Source organism: Bacillus aerolatus, assembly GCF_009183655.1.
Classification (GTDB): Bacteria; Bacillota; Bacilli; order Bacillales; family Domibacillaceae; genus Pseudobacillus; species Pseudobacillus aerolatus.
In genome coordinates this window covers 1-21,875 of record NZ_WEIO01000021.1, presented here as the reverse complement: position 1 = coordinate 21,875, position 21,875 = coordinate 1, and the positions used below count along the sequence as shown (strand labels likewise).

The following is a 21,875-nucleotide window of genomic DNA, read 5'->3' as shown; positions in this document are numbered from 1 at the left end:
CTCACCCGTCCGCCGCTAACTTGAACTGGAGCAAGCTCCAGTCAAGTCCGCTCGACTTGCATGTATTAGGCACGCCGCCAGCGTTCGTCCTGAGCCAGGATCAAACTCTCCAAAAAGATGTTTGCATAGCTCAATTATTTGTTGTCCAGCTTCAGCAGCCAGACTCTCGGTCATAAGCCGTCACGCCTGTGTGGTAAAGAACACCACTTCGGCGGTCCGTCTTATGCCTGCCGAGTCTAATCGGCTGCTTCCGCTTTTCGTTATTACTGGCATGTATTTTGTTCAGTTTTCAAAGATCAATTTCATCCGCCGCCTTTGGCGACAACTCCACTATTTTATCATTCATTCACTACAAAAGTCAATAGTTTTTTAATTTCTTTTTTCAAAACAGCTGTGTTTATCAGCAGAAAACTAATATACCATCTTTTAATTAATTAAGTCAACTAGTTTTCAAAAAAATTATATTTACGAATGCCTAAATCCACTCTGTCTCTAACTCCCTTTCATTCATATCAGTTATTTTATCAGATTTTCAGAATGCAGCAATCAATCTTAAAAATGAAGCGCTAGGTATATGCATTGTCGGAGGCATCAGCCGTTTGCACGACCTAACCGCGGGGATCTCCTGCTTAATAACTGGTGGATACACTGGTGTTCGTAGGAAACACAATCCCCCTTCTGACTAGATTTAAATGAATTTTATTATGATTTTCACACATAAAAAAAGACCGAACTTTTCCGGTCTTTTCATATATATATTTGTTCACTTCACACTACTTTTGCGCTAAAACCCGGCTTTACAACATTACTGTCTTCTTCCTCTAATTTCATGAGATTGCTTTTCCTCAATAGATACATGTTGTGGACGCTTCGGATAATTAGCCTTCTCCGAATCGTCAGGACCCGTAAGGTTACCTCTTTGATCCAAATTTCCATATTCAATCTGAGTTCTGTATTCATCCTGGTTCCCTCTTGACATAATTCCCACCTCCTTTCTATAGGATGGATAGAAATCCAAGTCAAATAACAGGTAATTTTTGCTTAATGAAACCTAACATGATAATTAAAAAGGTAAATATTTATTCGTCAGCTATTCAACTCTTCCAGCACCTGCTTTAAATCCATAATAAAAACACCGTGTCAGAACGGTGCTGAAAGTTAACTCGGGTCGTTTTCGTCTAAAGATAAAGCAGTTACTTCAGTGTACTCCCCTTTAGAAATCTCTTCTGGAGTTGCGTCCCTTTTTAGTTCGTCTTCAGTGTCGATTCCTTCAGCAAGTGTGGGTTCCTCAGTACGCTTTTGTTTTTTCATGTTCTACACTCCTTTCGTCCATATATTGTCCAGGAGTGAAACTTTCATTCATTTTAAAACATGCTCAACTTATAATTCTTTGATAACAACTCCAATAATTTTATTCCTGCAATACTATTTCCTTTTTCATCTAAAGCAGGGCCGAAAATTCCAATGCCGAACCTTCCCGGAACGGCCCCCATAATACCGCCTGACACACCACTTTTCGCCGGAATTCCAATTTCGATGGCAAATTCTCCAGAGGCATTGTACATCCCACATGTCACCATAAATGTTTTACAAATACGGGCTATATCTGTAGGCAGGACTTGTTTCCCCGTTAGAGGATCGACTCCATCCATCCCAATCACCATTCCGATTCTAGCCAAAGACAAACAGTTCATTTCAATGGCACATTGCTTCGTATATAAGTCCAGCAGCTGTTCTACATCTTCATTGATAATTTTATGCTCTTTTAAAAAGTAACATAATGCCCGGTTTAAATTAGCCGTTTCGAATTCGGATCGTGCTACTTCCTCACAATAACTGACTGTTGAATCGTTTGCCATTTCCTGGACAAAGCTTAAAAGCCGTTGAAACCTCTCTTCAACCGTATTCCCTTTGATCATATGGGTCACAACAAGCGCTCCCGCATTGATCATAGGATTTAACGGTTTGGCAGGAGTCGTCGTTTCTAATTTAGCAATCGAATTGAAAGGATCTCCGGTCGGTTCCATTCCAACCCGTTCAAACACATAGTCCGGTCCTCTATCCATCAAAACGAGAGCCAGACTAATTACTTTTGAAATACTTTGAAGTGTAATCTTTTCTTCGATATCTCCCGCTGAGATACATCGTCCATCTGGATAGTAAATGGCAATGGACAACTCGTTTGGATTTGCTTTTCCAAGTGCGGGAATATAGTCAGCCACCCTGCCATTCTTTGTACATTTTCTTGCTTCCTCAACTAATGCCTTTAATTCTTCACTTGATTGACATGGCATATTCATCACCCTTAATAGTATGGGCTAAATACTTTTCTAATATCAAAAAAACACTTTCTGGATTCACGGAATAAATGAACCATCAGAAAGTGTCCTCAACATAGGAAGGATCATCCTTCCATTTATCTTAGTTTTAGTGTATTTCTTCTCCTATTTGCCTTACCCTTATGGTGACTTCTTCTCCTGTCAGTTCATGTTCTTTTACATAAAGGTTGCCCGGATGTACTCTGCACTCGTGTGTACATCCACGCAAATATTTATGTTCATTTTCTTCCGAGCACAAAATTCGTTTGTCACAGTCAGGGTTTGCACAATTTACGTAGCGTTCACACGGTTCACCGGTAAAATGATCCCGTCCTACAATGACATGTTCTGTATGGTTAATCGGAACGCTGATTCGATCATCAAATACATAGCATTGCCCGTTCCACAGCTTGCCTTGCACTTCAGGGTCTTTTCCGTACGTGACAATTCCCCCGTGGAGTTGGTTAACGTCTTCAAATCCTTCTTTCTTTAACCACCCTGAAAACTTTTCGCAACGAATGCCGCCCGTACAATAGGTTAGAATTTTTTTGCCTTGTAATTCTTCTTTATGTTCCCGTACCCACTCGGGAAGTTCACGGAACGCTTGAATATCAGGCCGGATCGCTCCCCTAAAATGACCTAAATCATATTCATAATCGTTTCTGGCATCTATTACGACGGTATCTTCTTCTTGCATCGCTTCAAAAAATTCTTTCGGGCTTAAATAGTTGCCGGTTAGTTCCTGCGGGTTAATGTCTTTATCCAGTTGAAGAGTAACAATTTCCTTTCTTGGCCGGACATGCATTTTTTTAAAAGCATGGCCATCTGCTTCGTCCACTTTAAACACCATTTCCGCAAAACGGGGATCTTCTTTCATTGTTTGCATATATCGGTCTGTTTGTTCGATCGTGCCGGATACCGTTCCGTTGATCCCTTCTTCCCCGACAAGAATCCGCCCTTTAAGACCAAGCTCTTTACAAAACTTTAAATGCCGCACGGCGAATACTTCAGGATTTTCAATAGGCACATACATGTAATACAACAATATTCTATATGGTTTAACACCTGTCATTTTATTTTTGCCACCTGCCTGTTTATATTTGCAAGATGTAAATACATTAAGGAATATACCTCTTGAAGACTTTTCCCGCAAGCAAAATCTGCATTTCTTTGTGCTCATTCACCTTGTTGCTATATGTTCAAACATAAAAAACAACCTCTTCCTCACATCAAATCTGATCGCCGGACAACGGATAACCTTCGCTAATCACTTTGAAATTCCACTTAAGTTTGTGAAATCTGTTGATAATTGTTGAGAAATTTATGATACTTTTTGCAGGAAAATACGTTCTCCTTGCTAAATAGTTTTAAAGAGAGAAAAAAATACCTCCCAACAAATAAGTGGAAAGGTGGTCGTGGTTTATGAGCTCGGATCTATCCTTACAACAAATCGCCGAAAGTGTTACTAAATCCGTATTAAATGCATCCGATAAAGATTTGGAAGGCTTCCAAAAAATTATTGAAGAAACCATTAAGGTAAGAGATGGACATAGAAATTTACAAAAAATGATTAAAAATTATTCTACATCTACGATCCAACGCTCCTAAATTTCATTAGCTGTTGAAAACTCAACAGCTTTTCTTTATTCTCATTAATTATATAAGTAAAAGAGGAATCTCGTCCAAAATATAAACTGGATGGAAGACAAGGGGAGTCAACATGGAGTTTATTGCAGTTTTTGATGTGGGCACATCAGCGATCAAAGGGCTATTAATGCAAAAGGATGGTCAAATTTTCGCCGAGCATTCTATACATATCCAAACTTTTAAAGGAAAGCACGGAGAAAAAGAGCAAAATCCAGAAGATTGGTGGAAAGGAATGCAAGCTATTACAGCCGAATGGTTTAATGAAAAGCATATAGATCCCGAATCGGTTAAAGCTATTACATTTAGCGGGCAAATGGAAGATGTCATTTTAATACGAGAAGGAAAAAACACGGAGCGCGCTATTTTATATTCTGATATGAGAGCGGAAGAGGAAGCTGTTTTGATTCAGCAGCAGTGCCCGGATCTGTCAGCCATTACAGCTAATACAGTTTCGGCATCGACGCCGCTTGCGAAACTTCTCTGGCTGGTGAGAAAAGGAGAAGAGCCGGCTTCAGTTGTTTTCAGCGCGAAAGATTATCTTATTTATAAATTAACCGGGGCAGTGGTAACAGACAGTGTGACTGCTGCGACGACTGGCGCTATGGACATCCGCACAAGAACCTGGCATTCCAGTGTGCTGGAATCAATAAGGTGTGATCAGTTCAAGCTTCCAGAATTATTGTCTCCTGATGATGCGGCTGGATATGTACTTAATGGCGGCAGCGGCGGCTTCAAAGAACAGACTCCGGTTCTTTGCGGCGCGGGTGATGCGGGCGCAAGCACAATGGGAGCGGGAGCAATCCATGAAGGTGACAGCTATTTTTACATCGGAACGACTGGCTGGGCGGCTGTTCCAACAAAAGATCATTCGCCAAAAACCTCTGGTGTTTTTACGCTGGCACATGTGACCAAGGATTTGAACATTTCCATCGCACCACTGCTGAACGCAGGCAACGTATACGAATGGACGAAAAACACTTTTATGGCAAACGACAGCTATGACGCATTCGAAGAAGCTATTTCGCTGTCCGAACCGGGTGCTGGCGGCCTTCTCTTTTTACCGTATCTGCACGGGGAACGATGCCCGGTGAAAGATGGCGATGCAAAAGGAGTATTCTGGGGCATCAGTTCGCATACAAAACAAGTCGATTTTATGAGAGCGGCTATCGAGGGAATTTGTTACTCACTCCACCACATTGCCAGTACACTAATTGGTGAAAAAGATGGTGAAATCACCTTAATCGGCGGCGGTGCAAGAAGCGGGTCTTGGTGCCAAGCGCTTGCGGACATCACAAACAAAAAAGTTTGCGTTCCAGCAAACAGCGAATATTTGCCGGCAGTCGGTATAGCAGCTACCGCTTTTCATTATCTTGGATGGACAAAAGATTATGAAGACTTTATTAACCGGCACATCACCAGCCAGCTGGCAAACATATACTGGCCGGACGGGCAAAACAGGAAGATCTATCAAAAAGGATACAAACAATATCTGAAACTGTATCCGAGCATGAAAGAGGTCTATTAAAACCTCTTTTCCAATTAACGTTAGCATTTTACATTAAAAAACGGCAGGTTCATTCTGCCGTTTCTTTTAAAATTAACGTATTAATATCGCTGACAAATAATTTTGCCAATGCTACTTTGACTCGCTCGCCGCCGCTCAAAACTTCTATCCGCTTATAAACATCCTCTCTGAAAAAGTGCAGCCTTGCAAGCACAGTTCGAATGAGTGTTTCATCTTGCTTTGAGGTGGAGCGGACATTATCTAAAATCGATTTTTCGATATCTAATATATTTAAGTTTTGACTAAAATAGCCGATTTTCATAGATGGAGAAACGGTTATCCCCTCATCTTGATGAATGATTTTTTTCACGAGAGTAGTTTTTCCGCTTCCATTTCTACCGACTAAGCCGATCCGGTCGTTTTTTTGAATTTGTAATTGATCTGCATCTACTAATAAACGGTCATTTACATATAGCTTTAAATTATTGGCTTCCAATAACATCCTATCATCATTCCCATTTCCACCATGTTGTGGAGACAAAAAAATGCCTCCTATCTACATTCAGAATAGGAGGCATAGGTGCACGCCCAAAAAGAGACTGCTCCTTTTGGGTTCCCCAATAAAAAGCCAAACCTATTCTGAAAACGACGATTGAAGGCACCATCAAAAAGAGCAGAAACAGTCATCTGCCGAACAAAATGGCCTTCAATTGATCGCTTTCGAAAATAGGATTAGTACTTCATCTAATTGGTTCGCCCTTCCATTTTTTTTAGTTAATGCAACAATAAACTATATGTTAGGATTTTTCAATTGTTTACTCAAAACAAAAAGCTTACGGCCCTTCATCTGTTTTAAAAATTCATCCTAGATTGTCCACCATCTACGTTTATACTTGCTCCTACAACCCAGGAAGCCTTGTCAGAAGCAAGAAAAGCAACAACATTGGCTACTTCTTCAGGAGTACCGAAACGTCCGGCCGGAATTTCATTCTTCACGAATTCTTTAATGTATTCAGGATTTTCTTCAAGGCGCTTTTTCCAATTCCCTGTTTCATGCAGAATACTCCCGGGCGCAACACTGTTCACGCGAACTCCAGAAGAAATCACCTCATCTGCCAAAGACTTAGTGAAGCTAATAAGAGCAGACTTTGCATTATTATATGTAACTTTGCCCCCGCTCTCTCTTCCGAATATAGACGTAATATTAATAATCGATCCTGTGCCAGATTCTTTCATATACTGGACTGCTAATTTACTTAAATGAACAGCTGAAAAATAATTCAGCTCCAGCGCTTCATAAAATAAATCCATCTCCGTTTCTGTCGCTTTTCTCCCATTGCTGCCGCCAGCATTATTGATTAAAACATCTATCTTTCCATTTTGCTCAATAAAAGACTGGATCAACTTTTCCCGCTCATCAGCAGTTGAAATATCTGCTTGAAAAATGGATACGTGACCGCCAAGATTCTCTTTCGCCTTTTTTAAAGCGTCGATACCACGGGCAGCTATGGAAACATTCGCTCCCTCTGAGATAAACACCTGAGCAATAGCCTTCCCTATCCCCATCGAACCACCGGTAATAAGTACGTTTTTTCCTTGTAATTGTAAATCCATAAAAAAACCTCCTATTCCTTTGATTTTTTTCTAGATGATATTAAGTATGTAGTTTATTTGTTGTCTCTACAAGGTTTTCCTCTAATGCCATTATACCCTGTCACAGCAAGTTACTTTAACTGCAAGACTCCTTCAATTATGTTCCCACATATCCCTTGTTTATGAATCAGTATAACTAGGAACTCACTTTCAATAAAGAAAAAGACCACTAAGTAAAATCGCAGAAAAAAAGTGCGAAACTCTGCACAAAACCGTCGTGTGAGTCTGCACTCTTACTCTTCCATAAACGACCACATATAATTAGCTAAAAGCGCAATTTGTCTGCACCTCCTAAAATTGCAAAGCACTATTATACAATTGCTATTCAAACAAAAAAAGCTTGATCCCCTTGATAAACAAGGAATTCAAGCTTCTCTCCACAGAGCTTGCCTTCTACCTAACACTTTCGCGCTTTAAAGGAATAGGCGTCTGACCCCGCTGCCCAAGGTTGTTTTCGGAGGGTCAGGCACCCTATAAAATCAAGGCAGCAATAAGCCCCGTAATGAACAACGGAATGTTAAAATGTAAGAAAGTTGGTACACATGTATCCCAAATATGATCATGCTTACCATCCGCATTTAACCCGGCAGTTGGGCCAAGCGTCATGTCTGAGGCTGGTGAACCTGCATCACCGAGGGCACAAGCCGTACCGATTAACGCTGCTGTTGCCATAGGTGAAAAGCCAGCAGCTGCACAAACCGGAACATACAAAGCGGCGATAATTGGTACTGTTCCAAAAGAAGTTCCGGTTCCCATTACAACTAATAACCCGATAAGCAAAATGACAACCGCAATCAATAGCCGATTATCCCCAAGTATGTTAGTTGTTGATGAAACGAGAGCGTCGATACTACCAGTCTCTTCTAAAACATGTGAATAGCCTGAGGCAATTAGCATAATAAATGCAATCATCCCCATCATTTTAATACCTTCATCTACAAAATGATCACCTTTTCTAAATGGAACAACAACGAAAGCCACCATAAGAAAAATTCCGGCTAGCGCTCCCAAAAGGAGCTCATCTGTCATAATTTGAACGATAAGTGCACATATAATAGCCATTAACGTAAATAAATGCTGCTTTGTAAAAGTCAGTTTTCCATTCTCAGCACCTGCTGCGATTTCTTCTTTTACAGACATGACCGGATCAACCTGTACTAGTTCACGATCCTTTCTATAAGAAATAAACACAGCGAATAATAATCCAATAAGCATCCCGATTCCTGGAATGATCATCGCCTTCGTCACAGACGTCAGCTCGATTGCCATTCCATTGGCGGTCATTTCTTTAACAAGAATAGTTTGGAAAATGAGACCGAATCCTAACGGAATACTATTAGATGGGGCTTTCAAGCCAAATGTCAGCGCTGCCGCAATTCCCCGGCGGTCAATTTTCATTTTATCAAACAGATGTAACAATGGTGGAATCAAAACTGGAATGAATGCGATATGAACAGGAATCACATTTTGTGAAAGGCAAGAAACACCGGCAATCACAAGCAATAACTTGTAACGCTTTCCCTGCATCAATTTGATCAGCCGTTTAACGAGAAAACTGATAATTCCTGAGTAAGCGATCATAGCAGCAAATATACCAAGCAAAACGTAACTTAAAGCGGTACTTGCCAGCCCTCCCATACCGGAAACGAGTAAGTTCGTCGTTTCAGTTAATGATAACCCTGACATCAGACCCGCCGCTCCGGCAGCGATTAAAATTCCAAAGATGACATTTACTCTCAGAAGGCTTAAAACTATCAAAATCAGAACAGACACAACCACTACCCAAGCCATAAAAAATCCCCCATTAGCTTCATGTAATTAGAACTCCCTTTGTTCAGTTTTTTCACGAGGTCCGACCAAATAATTAAAGATCATAACCTCTAAATATAAGAAAAGATTGTCTATATTTTTGTTTCTGTCTTTACCTGATTCAGTGCATAAGGCAAGTGCTTCCCATGAACTCCATCTATCACAGCCTGGGTCGTCCTTGTTCTGAGCTCATCTATTGATTCCTCCGACAAATATGAAGAGTGCGGTGTAATGAATACTTCATCCATCTTTAGCAATGGATGATCTGGGGAAGGAGGCTCTATTTCTAGAACATCAAGACCCGCTCCAGATATGTGTCCTTCTTTAATTGCCGTCTCTAAATCAGCCTCATTGATTACACCACCACGGCATGTGTTAATAACAAAAGCACCCCTAGGCATCATTTTAAGTCGCTCATAATTGATTAGATTATTTGTCTCTGTTGTCAGAGGAACATGCAGACTAAGAATATTCGATTGTTGCAGCAGATCATTTAACGATACAGGCTCCACTCCATGCACATTGAAGGTTTCCTCTGTAACAAAATCATCATGCACTAAAATACGAACGCCAAATGGCTTAAGCTTCGCGGCAACCATACGAGCAATACGTCCAAAGCCAAGTAAACCTACTGTATTTTCACTGAGACGATGAATAGGCATCGTATCGAGAGGATCCCATTTCCCTTCCCTTACTTTGCGGTTATAGGAAGCTAAGCGACGAGTGACCGTCAGTATGAGGGCAAGTGTATGATTGGAAACCTCCTCCGCACAATAGTCCGGCACATTCGAAACCATAATTCCTTTTTGGGTAGCTGCCTCTATATCTACATGGTTATAGCCAGCTCCCGACACAGATATGACTTTACATGATTGTAACTTATCAATCACATCGGCCCTGCATTGAAATCCTACTTGGGCTACTACCCCATCCGCACATGGTGCATAAAGTGGCATATCATCTTCCAACTTGTCCGACCGTGTTACCTTGACTTCAAAGCCATGTTGATTGTACATACTTTTTTCTAACTCATGGCTATTCCATTCATCATCTAAAATCCAAACCAAATGCCGCCCATCTTTCACTCTATCTCCTCCTCTTTTTGTGTTTCCTTATGTTGTTGTTAGTTTCTGGTTGACTTTCTGTAACGCTTCAATCAGGCGTTCATTTTGCTGTGGTGTCCCCACGGTAATGCGAGCATGCGTTTTCAGCCCCCATGCTGCACAAGGACGAATTAATATTCCCTCTTGCATTAACGCTTGAGAAAGCTGGATAACGTCTTCTTTCATATCAACAAACAAAAAATTAGCGTACGATTCCGTCACGTGATAACCAAAAGATTGAAATTCCTTCATCAGCTTTGCCATCTCACGCTTATTTTCCTGTAGACTTTTATTTTTATATGCTTCATCATCAAGGGCGGCTAGAGCACCTGCATGCGCCATTCGATTTGCAGCAAACGGTTCTCTTACTGCTTGTACAGGCTCAATGTACTCTTTACGTGCAGCCACATACCCAATTCTAGTTCCAGCTAATCCGTACAATTTTGAAAACGTACGAATAAACATAACTTGATAACCTGCCTTTACAAAGTCAACTCCCGTACGGTATTCTTCACGCCCAATAAATTCTACATATGCTTCATCCAATACCACGATAACATGTGGTGGTACTTGCTTCAGAAATGCTTCAAGCTTGTCATCTTCAACAATGGTGCCGGTAGGATTATTCGGATTACAAATAAAAATAAGTTTCGTCTTTTCATTGGTTGATGCCAGAATGCCTTCAAGATTATACGTATAATCCTCATTAAGAGGCACCGCTACTGGAATTCCTCCCATTAGAAGTGTAATAGTTTCGTAGGCAGCAAACGTCGGGGTGCAGTAAATAATTTCATCACTAGGATTGATGTACGCCGTTCCAACTAATGTAATGATATTATCTGCACCATTCGCTACTAAAAATTGATCGGTACCCAGATTATATAAAGCTCCAAGCTTTTCTCGAAGCTCCCCGCTTGTTGCTTCCGGATACAATTGACTTTCTAGTAAAGCTTTTTGCATAGCCTCTACTGCTTTTGGCGATGGTCCATACGGATTTTCATTAGAAGCTAGACGAATGACATCTTCTAGTCCTAATTCCCGTTTCACCTCTTCAATGGCCTTGCCAGGGATATAAGGTTTTAACTGTGTTACGTTGCTACGCCATAACTCCCTAGTCATACGAATAATCCTCCCTTATTTATGATTAATTCTGTATACTACTTTCGTTTTTAAAGGATAACCAAGCATTGCTATAACAAGAAAGATCGAATGATTAATTTGAAAAACAAAAAATAGTGGAAAAACAGTGCATACTTGTTCCCTATTTTTCTTCAGTATCGACAGTATACTAAATTATCTAAAATCCTTTAGTCAATTAACTAATTAAACAATAAAATGAATTTTATCGCAATTTCGGTTATCATGCAAGATGATATCGAATCGATAAGTTGAAAATTCTTATTAATCTAAAAAAACATTTTAAGAAAAAGCCCCTACTATCAATTTTTGTTGATAGCAGGGGGTTGATTCCTTCGTTTAGAACAAAGAACACGCTCTCCACATAGCTTCCTTTTTGTATTACTAGAAGAGCTCGGTGAACTTGACCTCATCTCCTATGGAATAATTTTGTGAAACAAGATTATTCCAGGAGGGGCTGGACACCTAATTCAATTTTTGCCAAATATACAATAATGAAAAGAATGAACAGGGCATTCCAGTTCATAATAAAATATTTAATTTTGGGAAGAATAATCGGTAGTTTAGGTTAAGTGTGAGGAATGACAACCGTAAGAAAAAGAAGAGTCAATGAGAAAGAACGATTATGGAAGAGACGTTATTAAACCTATCTAAAGAGTTATTTTGAGTTGCTCCCATTCGAAAAAAGAAAAATACAACTTGAGGTGCAGGCATGCGGAAAAAAGCAGTTATTGGAATTTCGGTCTTGATTTTAGGTATCGTAGCTATAGTGACGATGAACCTTGACAGACAAGCAGGAGAGCAGCCCATTCGCTCCAACAATGAAAGCAGTGTCAGGGAAATGCAAGTACGGAACTTACAACAAGAAAATACACAAATCCAGCAAGTGGACATGCTGCATGCAAACAACACGGCAAAACGAAAGTTGAATAACAATCCCTCTATTAAGCTTATTCACCATAACAAACAGGACAAAAGCCATTACTACGACAAGGAAGTCGTTGTGAATTTTAAAGTTTCTCCAAGCGAAGTCAGCCTAAATAAAATGGTCCGTGAGATTGACGGAGAGCTTAAAGAAAAACTTGATTCAGTTTATATTTTTAAATCAAACAGTAAAACGACCGCCGAACTAATGAAATATTTTAACCAAAATGATAATGTTACGTACGCTGAACCCCACTACATTCTTCTGCAAAATGAAGTAAATGATACTTATTACCAGAACTATCAATGGAATCTGCCAGCCATCGGTACAGAAACAGGATGGAACGTCACACGCGGCTCAAAAGATGTAAAAATTGCGGTAGTAGACACCGGTGTTGATCTTGACCATCCCGATCTGTCTCATCGATTGATAAAGGGCTATAATGTCCTTGCCAATAATAACAATCCTGATGATGATAACGGACACGGTACACATGTAGCGGGGATTATCGCCTCGGTAACGAATAACGGCGAGGGAGTTGCGGGGATTACATGGTATAACCCGATTATACCGGTAAAAGTGATGAATTCCCAAGGGATTGGCGGTTCCTTTGATGTAGCTAAAGGTATCCTCTGGGCAGTTGATCATGGCGCTGATGTTATTAACTTAAGTCTCGGGAATTACCAGCCTTCTTCTGTAATGGAAGAAGCCATTCGGTATGCAATGGAAAAAGACGTCGTCGTTATCTCCGCAGCTGGAAATGATAACTCGAGCCAGCCAAGCTTCCCTGCTGCCTATCCGGGAGTACTCAGTGTAGCAGCGGTAGACTGGGAAGGTAAGCGGGCTCCGTTTTCTAACTACGGGGACTATATTGACATAGCGGCACCTGGTGTCTATATTGCCAGCACATTTTCCAATGGACAATATGCCAGCCTTTCCGGTACATCAATGGCCGCTCCTCACGTAAGTGCTTTAGCCGGGCTGATCCGTTCTCTTGATCCTGATATGAAGAGCACAGAAGTGGTTGAGACCATGACACAAACTACACAAAAAGTTGGGCAAGCCGTCCCCAACATATACTACGGAAATGGAGTTATTGATAATACAGGTGCCCTGCAATTGGCCTATAAAAGAAAATATCCTCTTGGACAAACAAACGAGTGGTTTGAACAGTTTTTTGGGCAATGAACATGGAGTGTTCTTTTTCTATAAGCTGTCTCAAAAGTCTAGGCAATGTTTTATTTGATCATCTAATCATCGAGCGATATGCATATTTTAGTGATTCCTGTGCACAAATCGAGTATAACCGTGCATAAATTCTAAAAAACAATGCACAATGCAGTACTACTTTAAAATAAAACAGAGCCTGTCCAAAAGACTAAGCTTTTGGGACAGGCTCGAATAGACTTCAGATAAAAATTAAGTACATCAAAAACCCGGATTTTATCATAGGTAATTAGCAGACAGAGAGGGCTACCTTAATAAACATATCTCTAAAATACGCTACCTGCTCACCTTCTAAAGGAAGAAGAATTTGATCTGTCCTCCTCCCCTCTATATTGATCTTCATTTCCGCTCTCTGCTTTTACAAACAATAGAACAGGCTGGAGTTTATTCCTTCAGCCTAAAGTATTTTATAATTTCATATCATTTAACGTATTTCCCCAAAGAAGTTCCTTTCCTCAAGGTATGTGAAGGGCGTAGCCCAGTGGGGATGAATGTCGGTCAGGCGTTATCCTGAAGGCTTTGAATAAACTGCCAATTATTGTTTCGGCAAATGCGTTCTAGTTGATTTAGATGGATCTGCTTATAGTTCTTGTTTGGCATCGTGATATATTCACCGTCAATCATTTTGACATAAGCTCCGCTCGTTCCTGTAAACCCCGTAATGAAACCAATGCGTCTAAATGCTCTTACTTTATCATTCAGCGAAAAGCTTTTGAGTTGTTTCGTATTCTTCTCGTTTCGCTTACTAGTGATATTCTTGGTTTTACGACCTTTCCTTGCGGTTGCTTCATGCAAGGAACGCTTCTTTTTACGAAACTGTTTGATCTTAAACATAGAGCAGGTATGTTTATTAATAGTAGATATTCCGCTGATCGCAATGGCATCGTTGGCATGGCTTTTTTCTAAACCCAATTCTTTTCGTTTAGGTGTGGTGGTTGAACCGTACGTGAACTTCGCATGAGAATAGTTGGTGAATACTCGCCTGCGAACTATATTCATGAACGCTCCTTCTTTGTAGCGCGGCAGTTTCTTTCCTTCCATCATCCACTTGTACAGAATGCTGCCTTTTTGATGATTTTCGTACGTATGGCAATCCATACAAACCGTAATCAAATTATCCGCCCGGTCTGTTCCGCCATGCGAGCGGTAGACAATATGATGTGTGTTGAAGATTTTGTTCTTTTTTCTGCATACTTGACACGTATAGTTATCTCTCGCAAGCACAAAATACCTCACATCATAATAGCCGTGTGTTTGCCCTTGTTGATACTCCACTCCCTGTATGTCGGGATTCAGCATCTTTTGACTATCAAATTTACCCACTTCAATTGTCAGTTTTGGATTAGGCACAAGCGAGCAAAATTTATCAATCCAAAAGAACGTATTTTCTATACGGCTTTGGATACTCGGCGGAAGCCACCCTTCTGGTCGTGTACGATTCTGAAAACGCGGTTTCCGATAACGGTTTTTTCGGTTTCGTCTTGAACACCTGTATATCCGTCTTGTGTCAAGTAAGCTTTTTACATCCTGGCGAAGCTCAATCTCCCCTTTGATGAGCACTTTATCTTCACTCGTTATGGCAAGACCCAGATGTTTCGCACCTAAATCTACACCTACATAGACTTTCTGTTTGTATCCATAGCTTCCATATAACAATTGAATCGTAAATGGTTTGTATGTGAGAACTTTCGCTTTCTTTTCTTTCAGCAGTAAACGTGCTTTTCGGTGACTGCATGGCATGAGTGGCTCTCCATGCTTATTTTTGATGAATACGACCATAACGTATTCCCTCCTAAGAGTTGGTTACCCTTCGCCAATGTTGGTAAGGCTTCGCGGTAAAACCGTCCAATCAGGTTGACCGTTCCTACCCATTCAGAACTATTACAGAGCCTGCACAGAGCAACGGACTAGGGCATCATCCGAGGGTGTGATCACCGAACCAACGTAGTTATCAAAAACTTAGGCTAGACAACTAAAGGCTCTTACAAGCCCCCACTTCAACCGTTAGGTAAGTGGTGGGTAGTTGACTTTCGTATTTGATTTCTGCCATACATTTCCCCTCCGTTTTTAATAACTTTTATGACCGTGATCCAACGGGCGCAGGTTCACTACTCCTTTGTTGTTTTTCCTTCAACTGCTCAAACAATTTTTCCACTGTCCCAACTCCAACATTTGCATACTTAGCCAAAATGACAAGCTCTTGCGGCAGCCTTCCGACCATTTCAATTTGATCTTCGTTTAGCTGTCTAATGAGACTCGGAATTCCTGTGAATTCATTTGCGGTAAGAGGTATTTTTGACAATTCCTCTGTCACGATGATGTGTTCAGCTTTATAAAAGAAGAACAGCTCTCCTGGACGTTCGAGTGTCAGTTGTCTGCGGGTTTTCTCTTCTTCAATAAATAATTTTAATTCTTCAAAGAAATTTTCATCGTTCTTTTCGTTGTAGCGTTTCACATGTTTGTGCAGCCCTTCAAAGTTGTTCGGCAATTCACTCATGATGCGCGCTTGCTGCTCAGCTCCCAGCCTAATAAGGAATGTTTCAGACTTAGAAAAACGCTGGGGCAATAGAAATGCATCGCGCAGGAAATATGGAACTTCGAGTTTTTGATCTTTGTATGTAATGGTCCGAATCGTTGTAAAACCTGGGCGTTCCGGTTCTGGCAGTGCGGGCACAGCAGGTTCATTTGTTTCCTTCGTCTCTGGTTTTTCTTTTGGCTTTTTCATGGATGCGACCAGCAATTCCTCCAAAGCCTTGAGCCGCTCTTCGATTTCAGTAGTATCATACGCTTGCTCTGTCTGAGGTGATGGATCCTGATAACCGGGAACTGTCAAATCTACCGGTCCGTACACTTCAACATACCATTTAACAATTTTATACACAGCTTCCCATGACAGCAGCGCTTCAGAATAGCGGAACATCCGGGAATCGTGCGCGGCTTGGTTACCAATTTGGCGGACATGATGAAGCGCATCACGAATTTCAGGCGTCAAATAACCGTTCTCATTGAGCAAATCAATTCTTTCTTTCAAGTTTGTCCATTGATCATCCGATAACCCTTCTGCTTGGATCACCTGCTGCAAAATATTCTCAACAAATATTCTTGCATGTGTCAGCATCGTACGCGGACCCGTAAAAATACTGTTTTCAAGTTCACGCGCAACAAAAGCAAGTTCTTTAGAAATTGGTTCAAGAAATTGATAAAAGTAAGCTGGCTTGTCCATATAATTCCCCCATGTCAAATAGCAATATTCATATAATCTTACTTTATCACGTTAGTAAAGTGTTTTAATTTTTAGAATGGAGCAAGTTTTTTCAATATACTTATCTCGGACAAAGCAGTTCATACTCTTATAATTATCAGACTTAACAGCGCATCACCAATACGAGTGATAGAAAGAAAATACGGTAATAAACATCTTTTTAAAAACCATTCACTCGAGAAAAAAATAATACAGAACATGCCATGGATGTGCTTCCGAACATTTCAGAGTTGTGTATTAGTTCGTGATCATTATTAGCGAACTCATAAACCCTTACTAATGCTAGAAGTGACAAAAAAGCCATCTCACTTTGACAGTGAAATGCCTTTTCGATTGAAGTTATATCACTATAACCACCTTACATTAAAAATGTAAGAATGGGCTAAACCGTTGATATAACTAGAGTATGACTCCTACTGGATTCGAACCAGCGACCTCTAATCTGCTAAATCGAAAAAAGGGCTTTTCTCAATTTCAAATATGATAGTCATAACCTTACTTATACGAAAAACCTTGATATATCAAGGTTTGCTGAAATATCAAATAGCGAACAGTGTCTGGTACTGTTCGCTGTATTGTTTGCGCCTGTGAAGTCTGTACAACTCCAAAGATAGTGTCTTTGGCTTTATTATTTTTCCGCGTTTTGTCTCAGAAAAAAGAGCGATAACAGGCCACACCACTCAATTTTTAAATATTATGCTGTTCACAATAATAGTTGACCAATTCCTCTATTTGATCATGCTCGGCAAAGTCTCCTGAAAAATCAAAGGTGATCTCCTCCACGAACTCGCCTTCCCGGTAGACGTGGATGGCCCCGTTCTGTTTAATCACACTATATTCCGACACAAACCGGTAGCCATTTCGTTCAATCGCACCCATACTCTGATCTCCTTCCCGTTTTCAGTTAGTATGACCCATAAGCCGCACACTAGCCCTTATAATTATGGTTCATTAGACATATTACTTATTGAACGGTTGCAAGGGAGAGGGAATTATGGCGGGAAGGAACAAATTTTCAATCCTAGAAGCAAAGGACAGAAGCTAAACAAACTGAAAGCAGAAGTAGTGCATGCCGGCGACCGAGCAGCTGCTAAATTGGAATCCGTTAAGGAAATGAGGGTTCCGCTGGAAAAAGGATACAATGGGGATAGGCTGGTCAGGTTGGCTGCCGACTGGGAGGCTCCATGGTCCGGGAACTGATCAGCATGGCGAAAAAGAACCTGCATTAACATCAATGGGGTGATTAGATAGAATATTATCCTCGAGTTTGACAGTACACCAAGATAACTCTTCTTCAACTGTATCTTTAAGCGTATTGGCGATGATTAGATAATTACTTCAAAACTTAATTCTACATTTTCCAAACCTCCGTATCCACCCCATTAACTTTATCTTTTTAGATTATAAAATATCTGAATCATTCACAAAACGCTGACTTAGCAAGTTTTATGGATTTTTAATAGTACAGGTTTTACCCGCTAAATCGAAGGGCACCGTTTCGGTACCAAAAGCGGCACCACAATAACCCCCCTCTAAATGTTAAATACAAGAAATTTAAACTAGCCACTCACGATAACGGAGTGGCTGCATACTCTTTCTCTAAATATCATTATAAACAATTTTGTTGAACTGTTGAGAGTGAGTCTGTTGTCAACTGAGAATTATTGTTTTTTCTTTTTTTTCATTTGACTTTTATTATTCTTATTTTCCTCACCTATGGAGGAATTTTCGTTACTGTGGGTTACATCTTCTTTCGCAGTAGCTGCTGAAACCGGTACGTAACTTTCACTTTTATTTTCCTTAATAACAGGAGAATCTGTTAGCGTCCCGCTCGCTTCGTCCTTTTTACTGACAGATGATTCTGGTTTATTTTTCTCTCCTTGTACAACGAGGGAGCCTGTGCGTTTTCCGCGGGTTTCTTCTTTTTTATCCTCTGCCATTATGCTTGCAATATCGGGATTTCCTTCCACGATCAAAATATTGGGGCTTTCCGTAATAACTTCTTCTTGCCCTACATCGGTCAATTGGGTGTCCAGTTTCCCTGCTTCCATTGCAGAAGGGACAGAACGCTCAATCCGCGCTTCTTCTTTTCTAATGATATCCTGTACCTGCTTTGTTTCTTGAATTTCTCGCTTACCTATAATCACTTCTTCAACGACTACCGGTCTTTTCGTTACTTCAATTCGTTCCTCCGTAATGGGGATACGATAAATTTCATCCGCTGTAAACGGGCTGCCATCATACTCTCCATCTAAGACAGGACGGCGCTCTACATATACCTCTTCTCTCATGAGTGGAACATGAACGGTTCGGTGTTCTTCAACTACTTCTTTATGGAGCTGTAATTCCCCGACTTGGACACGCTCTTTTGTAATATCAAGCTGTTCTTCACGTAGTCGGACTTCTCTTGGTTTTTCAGTTTCATATTGCGTTTTATAAACAGGGGTGTCGTAGGTTCTATTCGTATCAACTAGCAAAATTATTTTCCCCTTATTTATTTCCGCTTCACACTGTTTTGCCGTAAATCTTGGCAGGCCCCTTTCAATAAGCCTGCTGGATAGAGCATTTGTCTGTATTCCACCCATTCCTGCCGTCATCATGGTAAAAAAGCTGTCCATCATAACACCTGCTAAGGTACTCACTTGTGGATCCGCTTCTACCATGACTCCAGTGCGAGAAGTGACTAATGGAATGGCACTTCTATTTTCTGCCACCACCATCATATCTGTTTCACGATGCCCTTGACGTTTCAATCCTTCAATCGCGTACAAAACTTCTTGCTCCGAATTAAAGCTTCCAACGATTCTTTTTTCCATACTCATTCTATCACTCCTCCCAAAATATACTACATGTGGAAAATGAATTACATCCACATACATAGCATGTCTACCCGGGAGGTCTTTAGTTGAAACGTTTGAAAATTCAAATTATGTAAATATTCCGTTAAAAATAAAATTTTGCCGTAAAAACAAGTCAAATAGGCATATTTCTAGCACCGAATTTAAATTAAAATTATTTACATATTTTCAAAAAAAGGTGCCTGACGCCGCTACAGCTATCTTAAAGAGTGCCTGATCACATTTTACAGGCATTCTTCATAGTCAAATTCTCATTTATCCACTTCTATTTAACCCAATGTTAAAGTTATCTCCGAATGACTAGGACACAGTAATATTAATGTTACTCTTCATACGTATTCAAATGTCCTTTCTACAATGCAAAAAGAAGTAGTTCGAAAATTGAATGAAATCATAAAATAAATTTACAATTGACCAAAAGGTATTTGGAGAGACAAATTATTGAAAGTGAGATAAATAAAAAAGCCACAACCCTTTAGATCAAGGCTTGCGGCTTCTCTGTAAGTATGATTCCTACTGGGTTCGAATCAGCGACCTCTGCCCTGTCAAGGTGGATATGTTCGTTTGATTGCAACAGTTTCAATCTGAAAAAGCCTTTATAATTAGCTTTTCTTTATCGAATATCCGTTCTAGTCTGTTCTCTTCTTTTTCTAAATGCTGAAGTTCACCACCCATTCACCACCACCCCCCTCAAAAAAATCGGCCTACCTTTTACTTATATTTCATCATTATTTTAGCCAATAAAAAAGCACCCGTAAGAATGCTAAATAGCTTATTTTCTTAAGTGGAGTTGAAACCTATCACTAAAAAATTCACTAGCCTTAAATTGCTTACTTATATCTGCAATATCTCCTATATTAATTACTAAGGGTTCACCAATTTCCAAATCAGTGATTACGATTCTAAACTCTTTCTGATTCTCGTAAAATTTATCTTTCCAAAAATGTATATCATTATCCATTTTCATATATGATTCTAATCTTTTGGATGAATTCACACTATAATCATCATAAAAAACAGGCGCTGCTTTGAAAGAGTATCCCCTTTCATTAAATGCTTTACTTACCCGTTCAAGAAAAACAGGTGGATTAATAAATAACATTTGCTCCCCGAACTCTTTAATCATTTTTTTTACTTGCTCATCAGGGAGATTTATTTCCGCAATGTAATATTCTTCATTCTCCCCAACTATTTTTCAGCTATCACCACCCAGTGCGAATAAGCAATAGACTGGCCTTTTCTCATCACCATTCATTCTAAACTGCATACCTGCACTAGTTCCTTTTAAAAAAAGTTTATCAGTTTCTTTATCATAAATTTTAATACCTATTTCTGTAAAAACTTGTGTAGCTTCAAATTTATCGCCTACACCTTTCTTCCCTGACTCTTTTTCCAAGTTAATGTAGTATTCAAAATTATTCATGTAAAGGTCGCCATTTTACAGACTTTCTATATACTTTGTAAACTTTAACAATGCAAATATCTGCCCTTTATATTTAGGTATTTCAGAAACTTTCATAATGATTCTCTCCTTTTGATCGGTAGGAACAGCCGCCCTCTCCGGTTAATCCTTATCTTTTTTATTAATTCCTTTGCTGTTAATATCGTCCGTACAATCTCATTCATCAAGCCACTTTTGTTGCAGCTCTTTAAGTTGTCTAAAACTCCACAATTTTTTATCTAAATAAAAGCCCTAGATTTTTATTAGTCCAGAGCTTTTCAAATTATTTTTATGATTTATGCCTACTAGGAAGATTAAGCTTCCAACGAATCATATCTCCTATAATTGGGAAAATATCATTGTGTTTGCTTCCGAAGCGCATCCATCCAGTATCTTGATCGTAATTACCAATATCTCTATTACCAGTTGAGTTATCTGGTAGATAATCTTTTAAACCGACGAAACCATGTTGTTCAATTTCTTCTGGAGTTAAGTGGTAGTAACGCCACATGAGATTCTCATGACTGAAATTTATATCTGTAACGTCATCTAACAACTTATTTAACAGCTGCTCATCATTTTGACGGCCAAATGCAAAATCGTATGTTAATTTGGCAATTGCTTTTAAAACTACAGGTTGAGTAGCAACAGTTTTTGTTTTTGCGTCTTTTTCTCCGAACCCTGGGATTTGATTAACAACCTCCCAAAAGCGTTTAGCAACACTTAAACGAAGCGACTGTCTTCATTACAATCGCTTCTTTATTTTTCATTATTTAATAATCTAGTATCTTGTTATATCCATATTCGCCGGCGATTGACCAGCAGCAAAGCCCACAAACATAAATCTGCCACTTCCTGTATTACGCATTCCATGAATTTGGTTAGGCTTGGCCAGGCATACCATTCCCTTTCTGATCGGGATTTCATTCTCTAAGTCTGGGAAGTACGTTCCCTCCCCTTCAATGCAAACCCAAATATCATCGACAGCCGA

18 protein-coding genes, 1 rRNA gene and 2 pseudogenes are annotated in these 21,875 nt (G+C 39.9%); 3 read left to right on the top strand and 18 right to left on the bottom strand.

The genetic code is table 11. From position 1 onward, the window contains the following. The 5 genes from F9802_RS19270 to trhO all read right to left on the bottom strand — a co-directional run. A 16S ribosomal RNA gene (locus F9802_RS19270) occupies nt 1-116 on the bottom strand; the annotation flags it as partial. 689 nt (nt 117-805) lie between these two features. Next, the gene (locus F9802_RS19835; RefSeq protein ID WP_191992052.1) at nt 806-979 is read right to left on the bottom strand and encodes a hypothetical protein; all 174 of its coding nucleotides are present in this window, start codon (nt 977-979) and stop codon (nt 806-808) included. 179 nt (nt 980-1,158) lie between these two features. Then, nucleotides 1,159-1,311 carry a hypothetical protein gene (locus F9802_RS19830; RefSeq protein ID WP_191992051.1) on the bottom strand — a complete coding sequence of 51 codons (153 nt, stop codon included), beginning with the start codon at nt 1,309-1,311 and terminating at the stop codon, nt 1,159-1,161. A 53-nt stretch (nt 1,312-1,364) separates the two neighbouring features. Beyond that, nucleotides 1,365-2,294, bottom strand: coding sequence for a glutaminase A (gene glsA / locus F9802_RS19265; RefSeq protein ID WP_152154718.1), 930 nt, complete (start codon nt 2,292-2,294; stop codon nt 1,365-1,367). Nucleotides 2,295-2,427: 133 nt separating this feature from the next. Beyond that, nucleotides 2,428-3,390 carry an oxygen-dependent tRNA uridine(34) hydroxylase TrhO gene (gene trhO, locus F9802_RS19260; protein WP_152154717.1) on the bottom strand — a complete coding sequence of 321 codons (963 nt, stop codon included), beginning with the start codon at nt 3,388-3,390 and terminating at the stop codon, nt 2,428-2,430. A gap of 350 nt (nt 3,391-3,740) precedes the next feature. Between trhO and F9802_RS19255 the strand changes: the two genes are divergently transcribed. Then, on the top strand, nt 3,741-3,926 hold the full coding sequence (locus F9802_RS19255) for a hypothetical protein (protein WP_152154716.1): 186 nt from the start codon (nt 3,741-3,743) through the stop codon (nt 3,924-3,926). Nucleotides 3,927-4,038: 112 nt separating this feature from the next. After that, nucleotides 4,039-5,490, top strand: a complete 1,452-nt coding sequence (locus F9802_RS19250) for a xylulokinase (protein ID WP_152154715.1) — start codon at nt 4,039-4,041, stop codon at nt 5,488-5,490. Nucleotides 5,491-5,551: 61 nt separating this feature from the next. Here the strand turns inward: F9802_RS19250 and F9802_RS19245 are convergent. The 5 genes and pseudogenes from F9802_RS19245 to hisC all read right to left on the bottom strand — a co-directional run. After that, nucleotides 5,552-5,971, bottom strand: a pseudogene (locus tag F9802_RS19245) (ATP-binding cassette domain-containing protein); the annotation flags it as partial. Between the two features lie 350 nt (nt 5,972-6,321). Further along, nucleotides 6,322-7,083, bottom strand: a complete 762-nt coding sequence (locus F9802_RS19240; protein WP_152154714.1) for an SDR family NAD(P)-dependent oxidoreductase — start codon at nt 7,081-7,083, stop codon at nt 6,322-6,324. A 510-nt stretch (nt 7,084-7,593) separates the two neighbouring features. Next, nucleotides 7,594-8,913, bottom strand: a complete 1,320-nt coding sequence (locus F9802_RS19235; protein ID WP_152154713.1) for a Na+/H+ antiporter family protein — start codon at nt 8,911-8,913, stop codon at nt 7,594-7,596. 110 nt (nt 8,914-9,023) lie between these two features. Continuing rightward, entirely contained in the window at nt 9,024-10,016 is a 993-nt protein-coding gene (locus tag F9802_RS19230; RefSeq protein WP_152154712.1) for a C-terminal binding protein, read from the bottom strand. 27 nt (nt 10,017-10,043) lie between these two features. After that, on the bottom strand, nt 10,044-11,153 hold the full coding sequence (hisC, locus tag F9802_RS19225) for a histidinol-phosphate transaminase (RefSeq protein WP_152154711.1): 1,110 nt from the start codon (nt 11,151-11,153) through the stop codon (nt 10,044-10,046). A 730-nt stretch (nt 11,154-11,883) separates the two neighbouring features. Between hisC and F9802_RS19220 the strand changes: the two genes are divergently transcribed. Beyond that, entirely contained in the window at nt 11,884-13,284 is a 1,401-nt protein-coding gene (locus F9802_RS19220; protein ID WP_152154710.1) for a S8 family peptidase, read from the top strand. A 537-nt stretch (nt 13,285-13,821) separates the two neighbouring features. Here F9802_RS19220 and iscB read toward each other — a convergent pair. The 8 genes and pseudogenes from iscB to F9802_RS20040 form a co-directional block, all read right to left on the bottom strand. Next, entirely contained in the window at nt 13,822-15,102 is a 1,281-nt protein-coding gene (gene iscB, locus F9802_RS19215; RefSeq protein WP_152154709.1) for an RNA-guided endonuclease IscB, read from the bottom strand. Nucleotides 15,103-15,400: 298 nt separating this feature from the next. Further along, nucleotides 15,401-16,546, bottom strand: coding sequence for a DUF4145 domain-containing protein (locus F9802_RS19210; RefSeq protein WP_152154708.1), 1,146 nt, complete (start codon nt 16,544-16,546; stop codon nt 15,401-15,403). Between the two features lie 726 nt (nt 16,547-17,272). Then, nucleotides 17,273-17,464, bottom strand: coding sequence for a YbxH family protein (locus tag F9802_RS19205; RefSeq protein WP_152154707.1), 192 nt, complete (start codon nt 17,462-17,464; stop codon nt 17,273-17,275). A gap of 782 nt (nt 17,465-18,246) precedes the next feature. Then, nucleotides 18,247-19,407 (bottom strand): YsnF/AvaK domain-containing protein, encoded by a 1,161-nt coding sequence (locus F9802_RS19195; protein WP_152154706.1) that lies wholly within the window; start codon nt 19,405-19,407, stop codon nt 18,247-18,249. A gap of 808 nt (nt 19,408-20,215) precedes the next feature. Next, nucleotides 20,216-20,569, bottom strand: coding sequence for a hypothetical protein (locus F9802_RS19185; protein WP_152154705.1), 354 nt, complete (start codon nt 20,567-20,569; stop codon nt 20,216-20,218). 69 nt (nt 20,570-20,638) lie between these two features. After that, nucleotides 20,639-20,866, bottom strand: coding sequence for a hypothetical protein (locus F9802_RS19180; RefSeq protein ID WP_152154704.1), 228 nt, complete (start codon nt 20,864-20,866; stop codon nt 20,639-20,641). A gap of 307 nt (nt 20,867-21,173) precedes the next feature. Beyond that, nucleotides 21,174-21,440 carry a hypothetical protein gene (locus F9802_RS20315; protein ID WP_404799241.1) on the bottom strand — a complete coding sequence of 89 codons (267 nt, stop codon included), beginning with the start codon at nt 21,438-21,440 and terminating at the stop codon, nt 21,174-21,176. 225 nt (nt 21,441-21,665) lie between these two features. Then, nucleotides 21,666-21,875, bottom strand: a pseudogene (locus F9802_RS20040) (cupin domain-containing protein); the annotation flags it as partial.

What these genes read in the sequence shown, in the direction of transcription:
- F9802_RS19835 (WP_191992052.1), bottom strand. Translation starts at nt 979, where the DNA reads ATGTCAAGAGGGAACCAGGATGAATACAGAACTCAGATTGAATATGGA.
- F9802_RS19830 (WP_191992051.1), bottom strand. Translation starts at nt 1,311, where the DNA reads ATGAAAAAACAAAAGCGTACTGAGGAACCCACACTTGCTGAAGGAATC.
- glsA (WP_152154718.1), bottom strand. Translation starts at nt 2,294, where the DNA reads ATGCCATGTCAATCAAGTGAAGAATTAAAGGCATTAGTTGAGGAAGCA.
- trhO (WP_152154717.1), bottom strand. Translation starts at nt 3,390, where the DNA reads ATGACAGGTGTTAAACCATATAGAATATTGTTGTATTACATGTATGTG.
- F9802_RS19255 (WP_152154716.1), top strand. Translation starts at nt 3,741, where the DNA reads ATGAGCTCGGATCTATCCTTACAACAAATCGCCGAAAGTGTTACTAAA.
- F9802_RS19250 (WP_152154715.1), top strand. Translation starts at nt 4,039, where the DNA reads ATGGAGTTTATTGCAGTTTTTGATGTGGGCACATCAGCGATCAAAGGG.
- F9802_RS19240 (WP_152154714.1), bottom strand. Translation starts at nt 7,083, where the DNA reads ATGGATTTACAATTACAAGGAAAAAACGTACTTATTACCGGTGGTTCG.
- F9802_RS19235 (WP_152154713.1), bottom strand. Translation starts at nt 8,913, where the DNA reads ATGGCTTGGGTAGTGGTTGTGTCTGTTCTGATTTTGATAGTTTTAAGC.
- hisC (WP_152154711.1), bottom strand. Translation starts at nt 11,153, where the DNA reads ATGACTAGGGAGTTATGGCGTAGCAACGTAACACAGTTAAAACCTTAT.
- F9802_RS19220 (WP_152154710.1), top strand. Translation starts at nt 11,884, where the DNA reads ATGCGGAAAAAAGCAGTTATTGGAATTTCGGTCTTGATTTTAGGTATC.
- iscB (WP_152154709.1), bottom strand. Translation starts at nt 15,102, where the DNA reads ATGGTCGTATTCATCAAAAATAAGCATGGAGAGCCACTCATGCCATGC.
- F9802_RS19210 (WP_152154708.1), bottom strand. Translation starts at nt 16,546, where the DNA reads ATGGACAAGCCAGCTTACTTTTATCAATTTCTTGAACCAATTTCTAAA.
- F9802_RS19205 (WP_152154707.1), bottom strand. Translation starts at nt 17,464, where the DNA reads ATGGGTGCGATTGAACGAAATGGCTACCGGTTTGTGTCGGAATATAGT.
- F9802_RS19195 (WP_152154706.1), bottom strand. Translation starts at nt 19,407, where the DNA reads ATGAGTATGGAAAAAAGAATCGTTGGAAGCTTTAATTCGGAGCAAGAA.
- F9802_RS19185 (WP_152154705.1), bottom strand. Translation starts at nt 20,569, where the DNA reads ATGATTAAAGAGTTCGGGGAGCAAATGTTATTTATTAATCCACCTGTT.
- F9802_RS19180 (WP_152154704.1), bottom strand. Translation starts at nt 20,866, where the DNA reads ATGAATAATTTTGAATACTACATTAACTTGGAAAAAGAGTCAGGGAAG.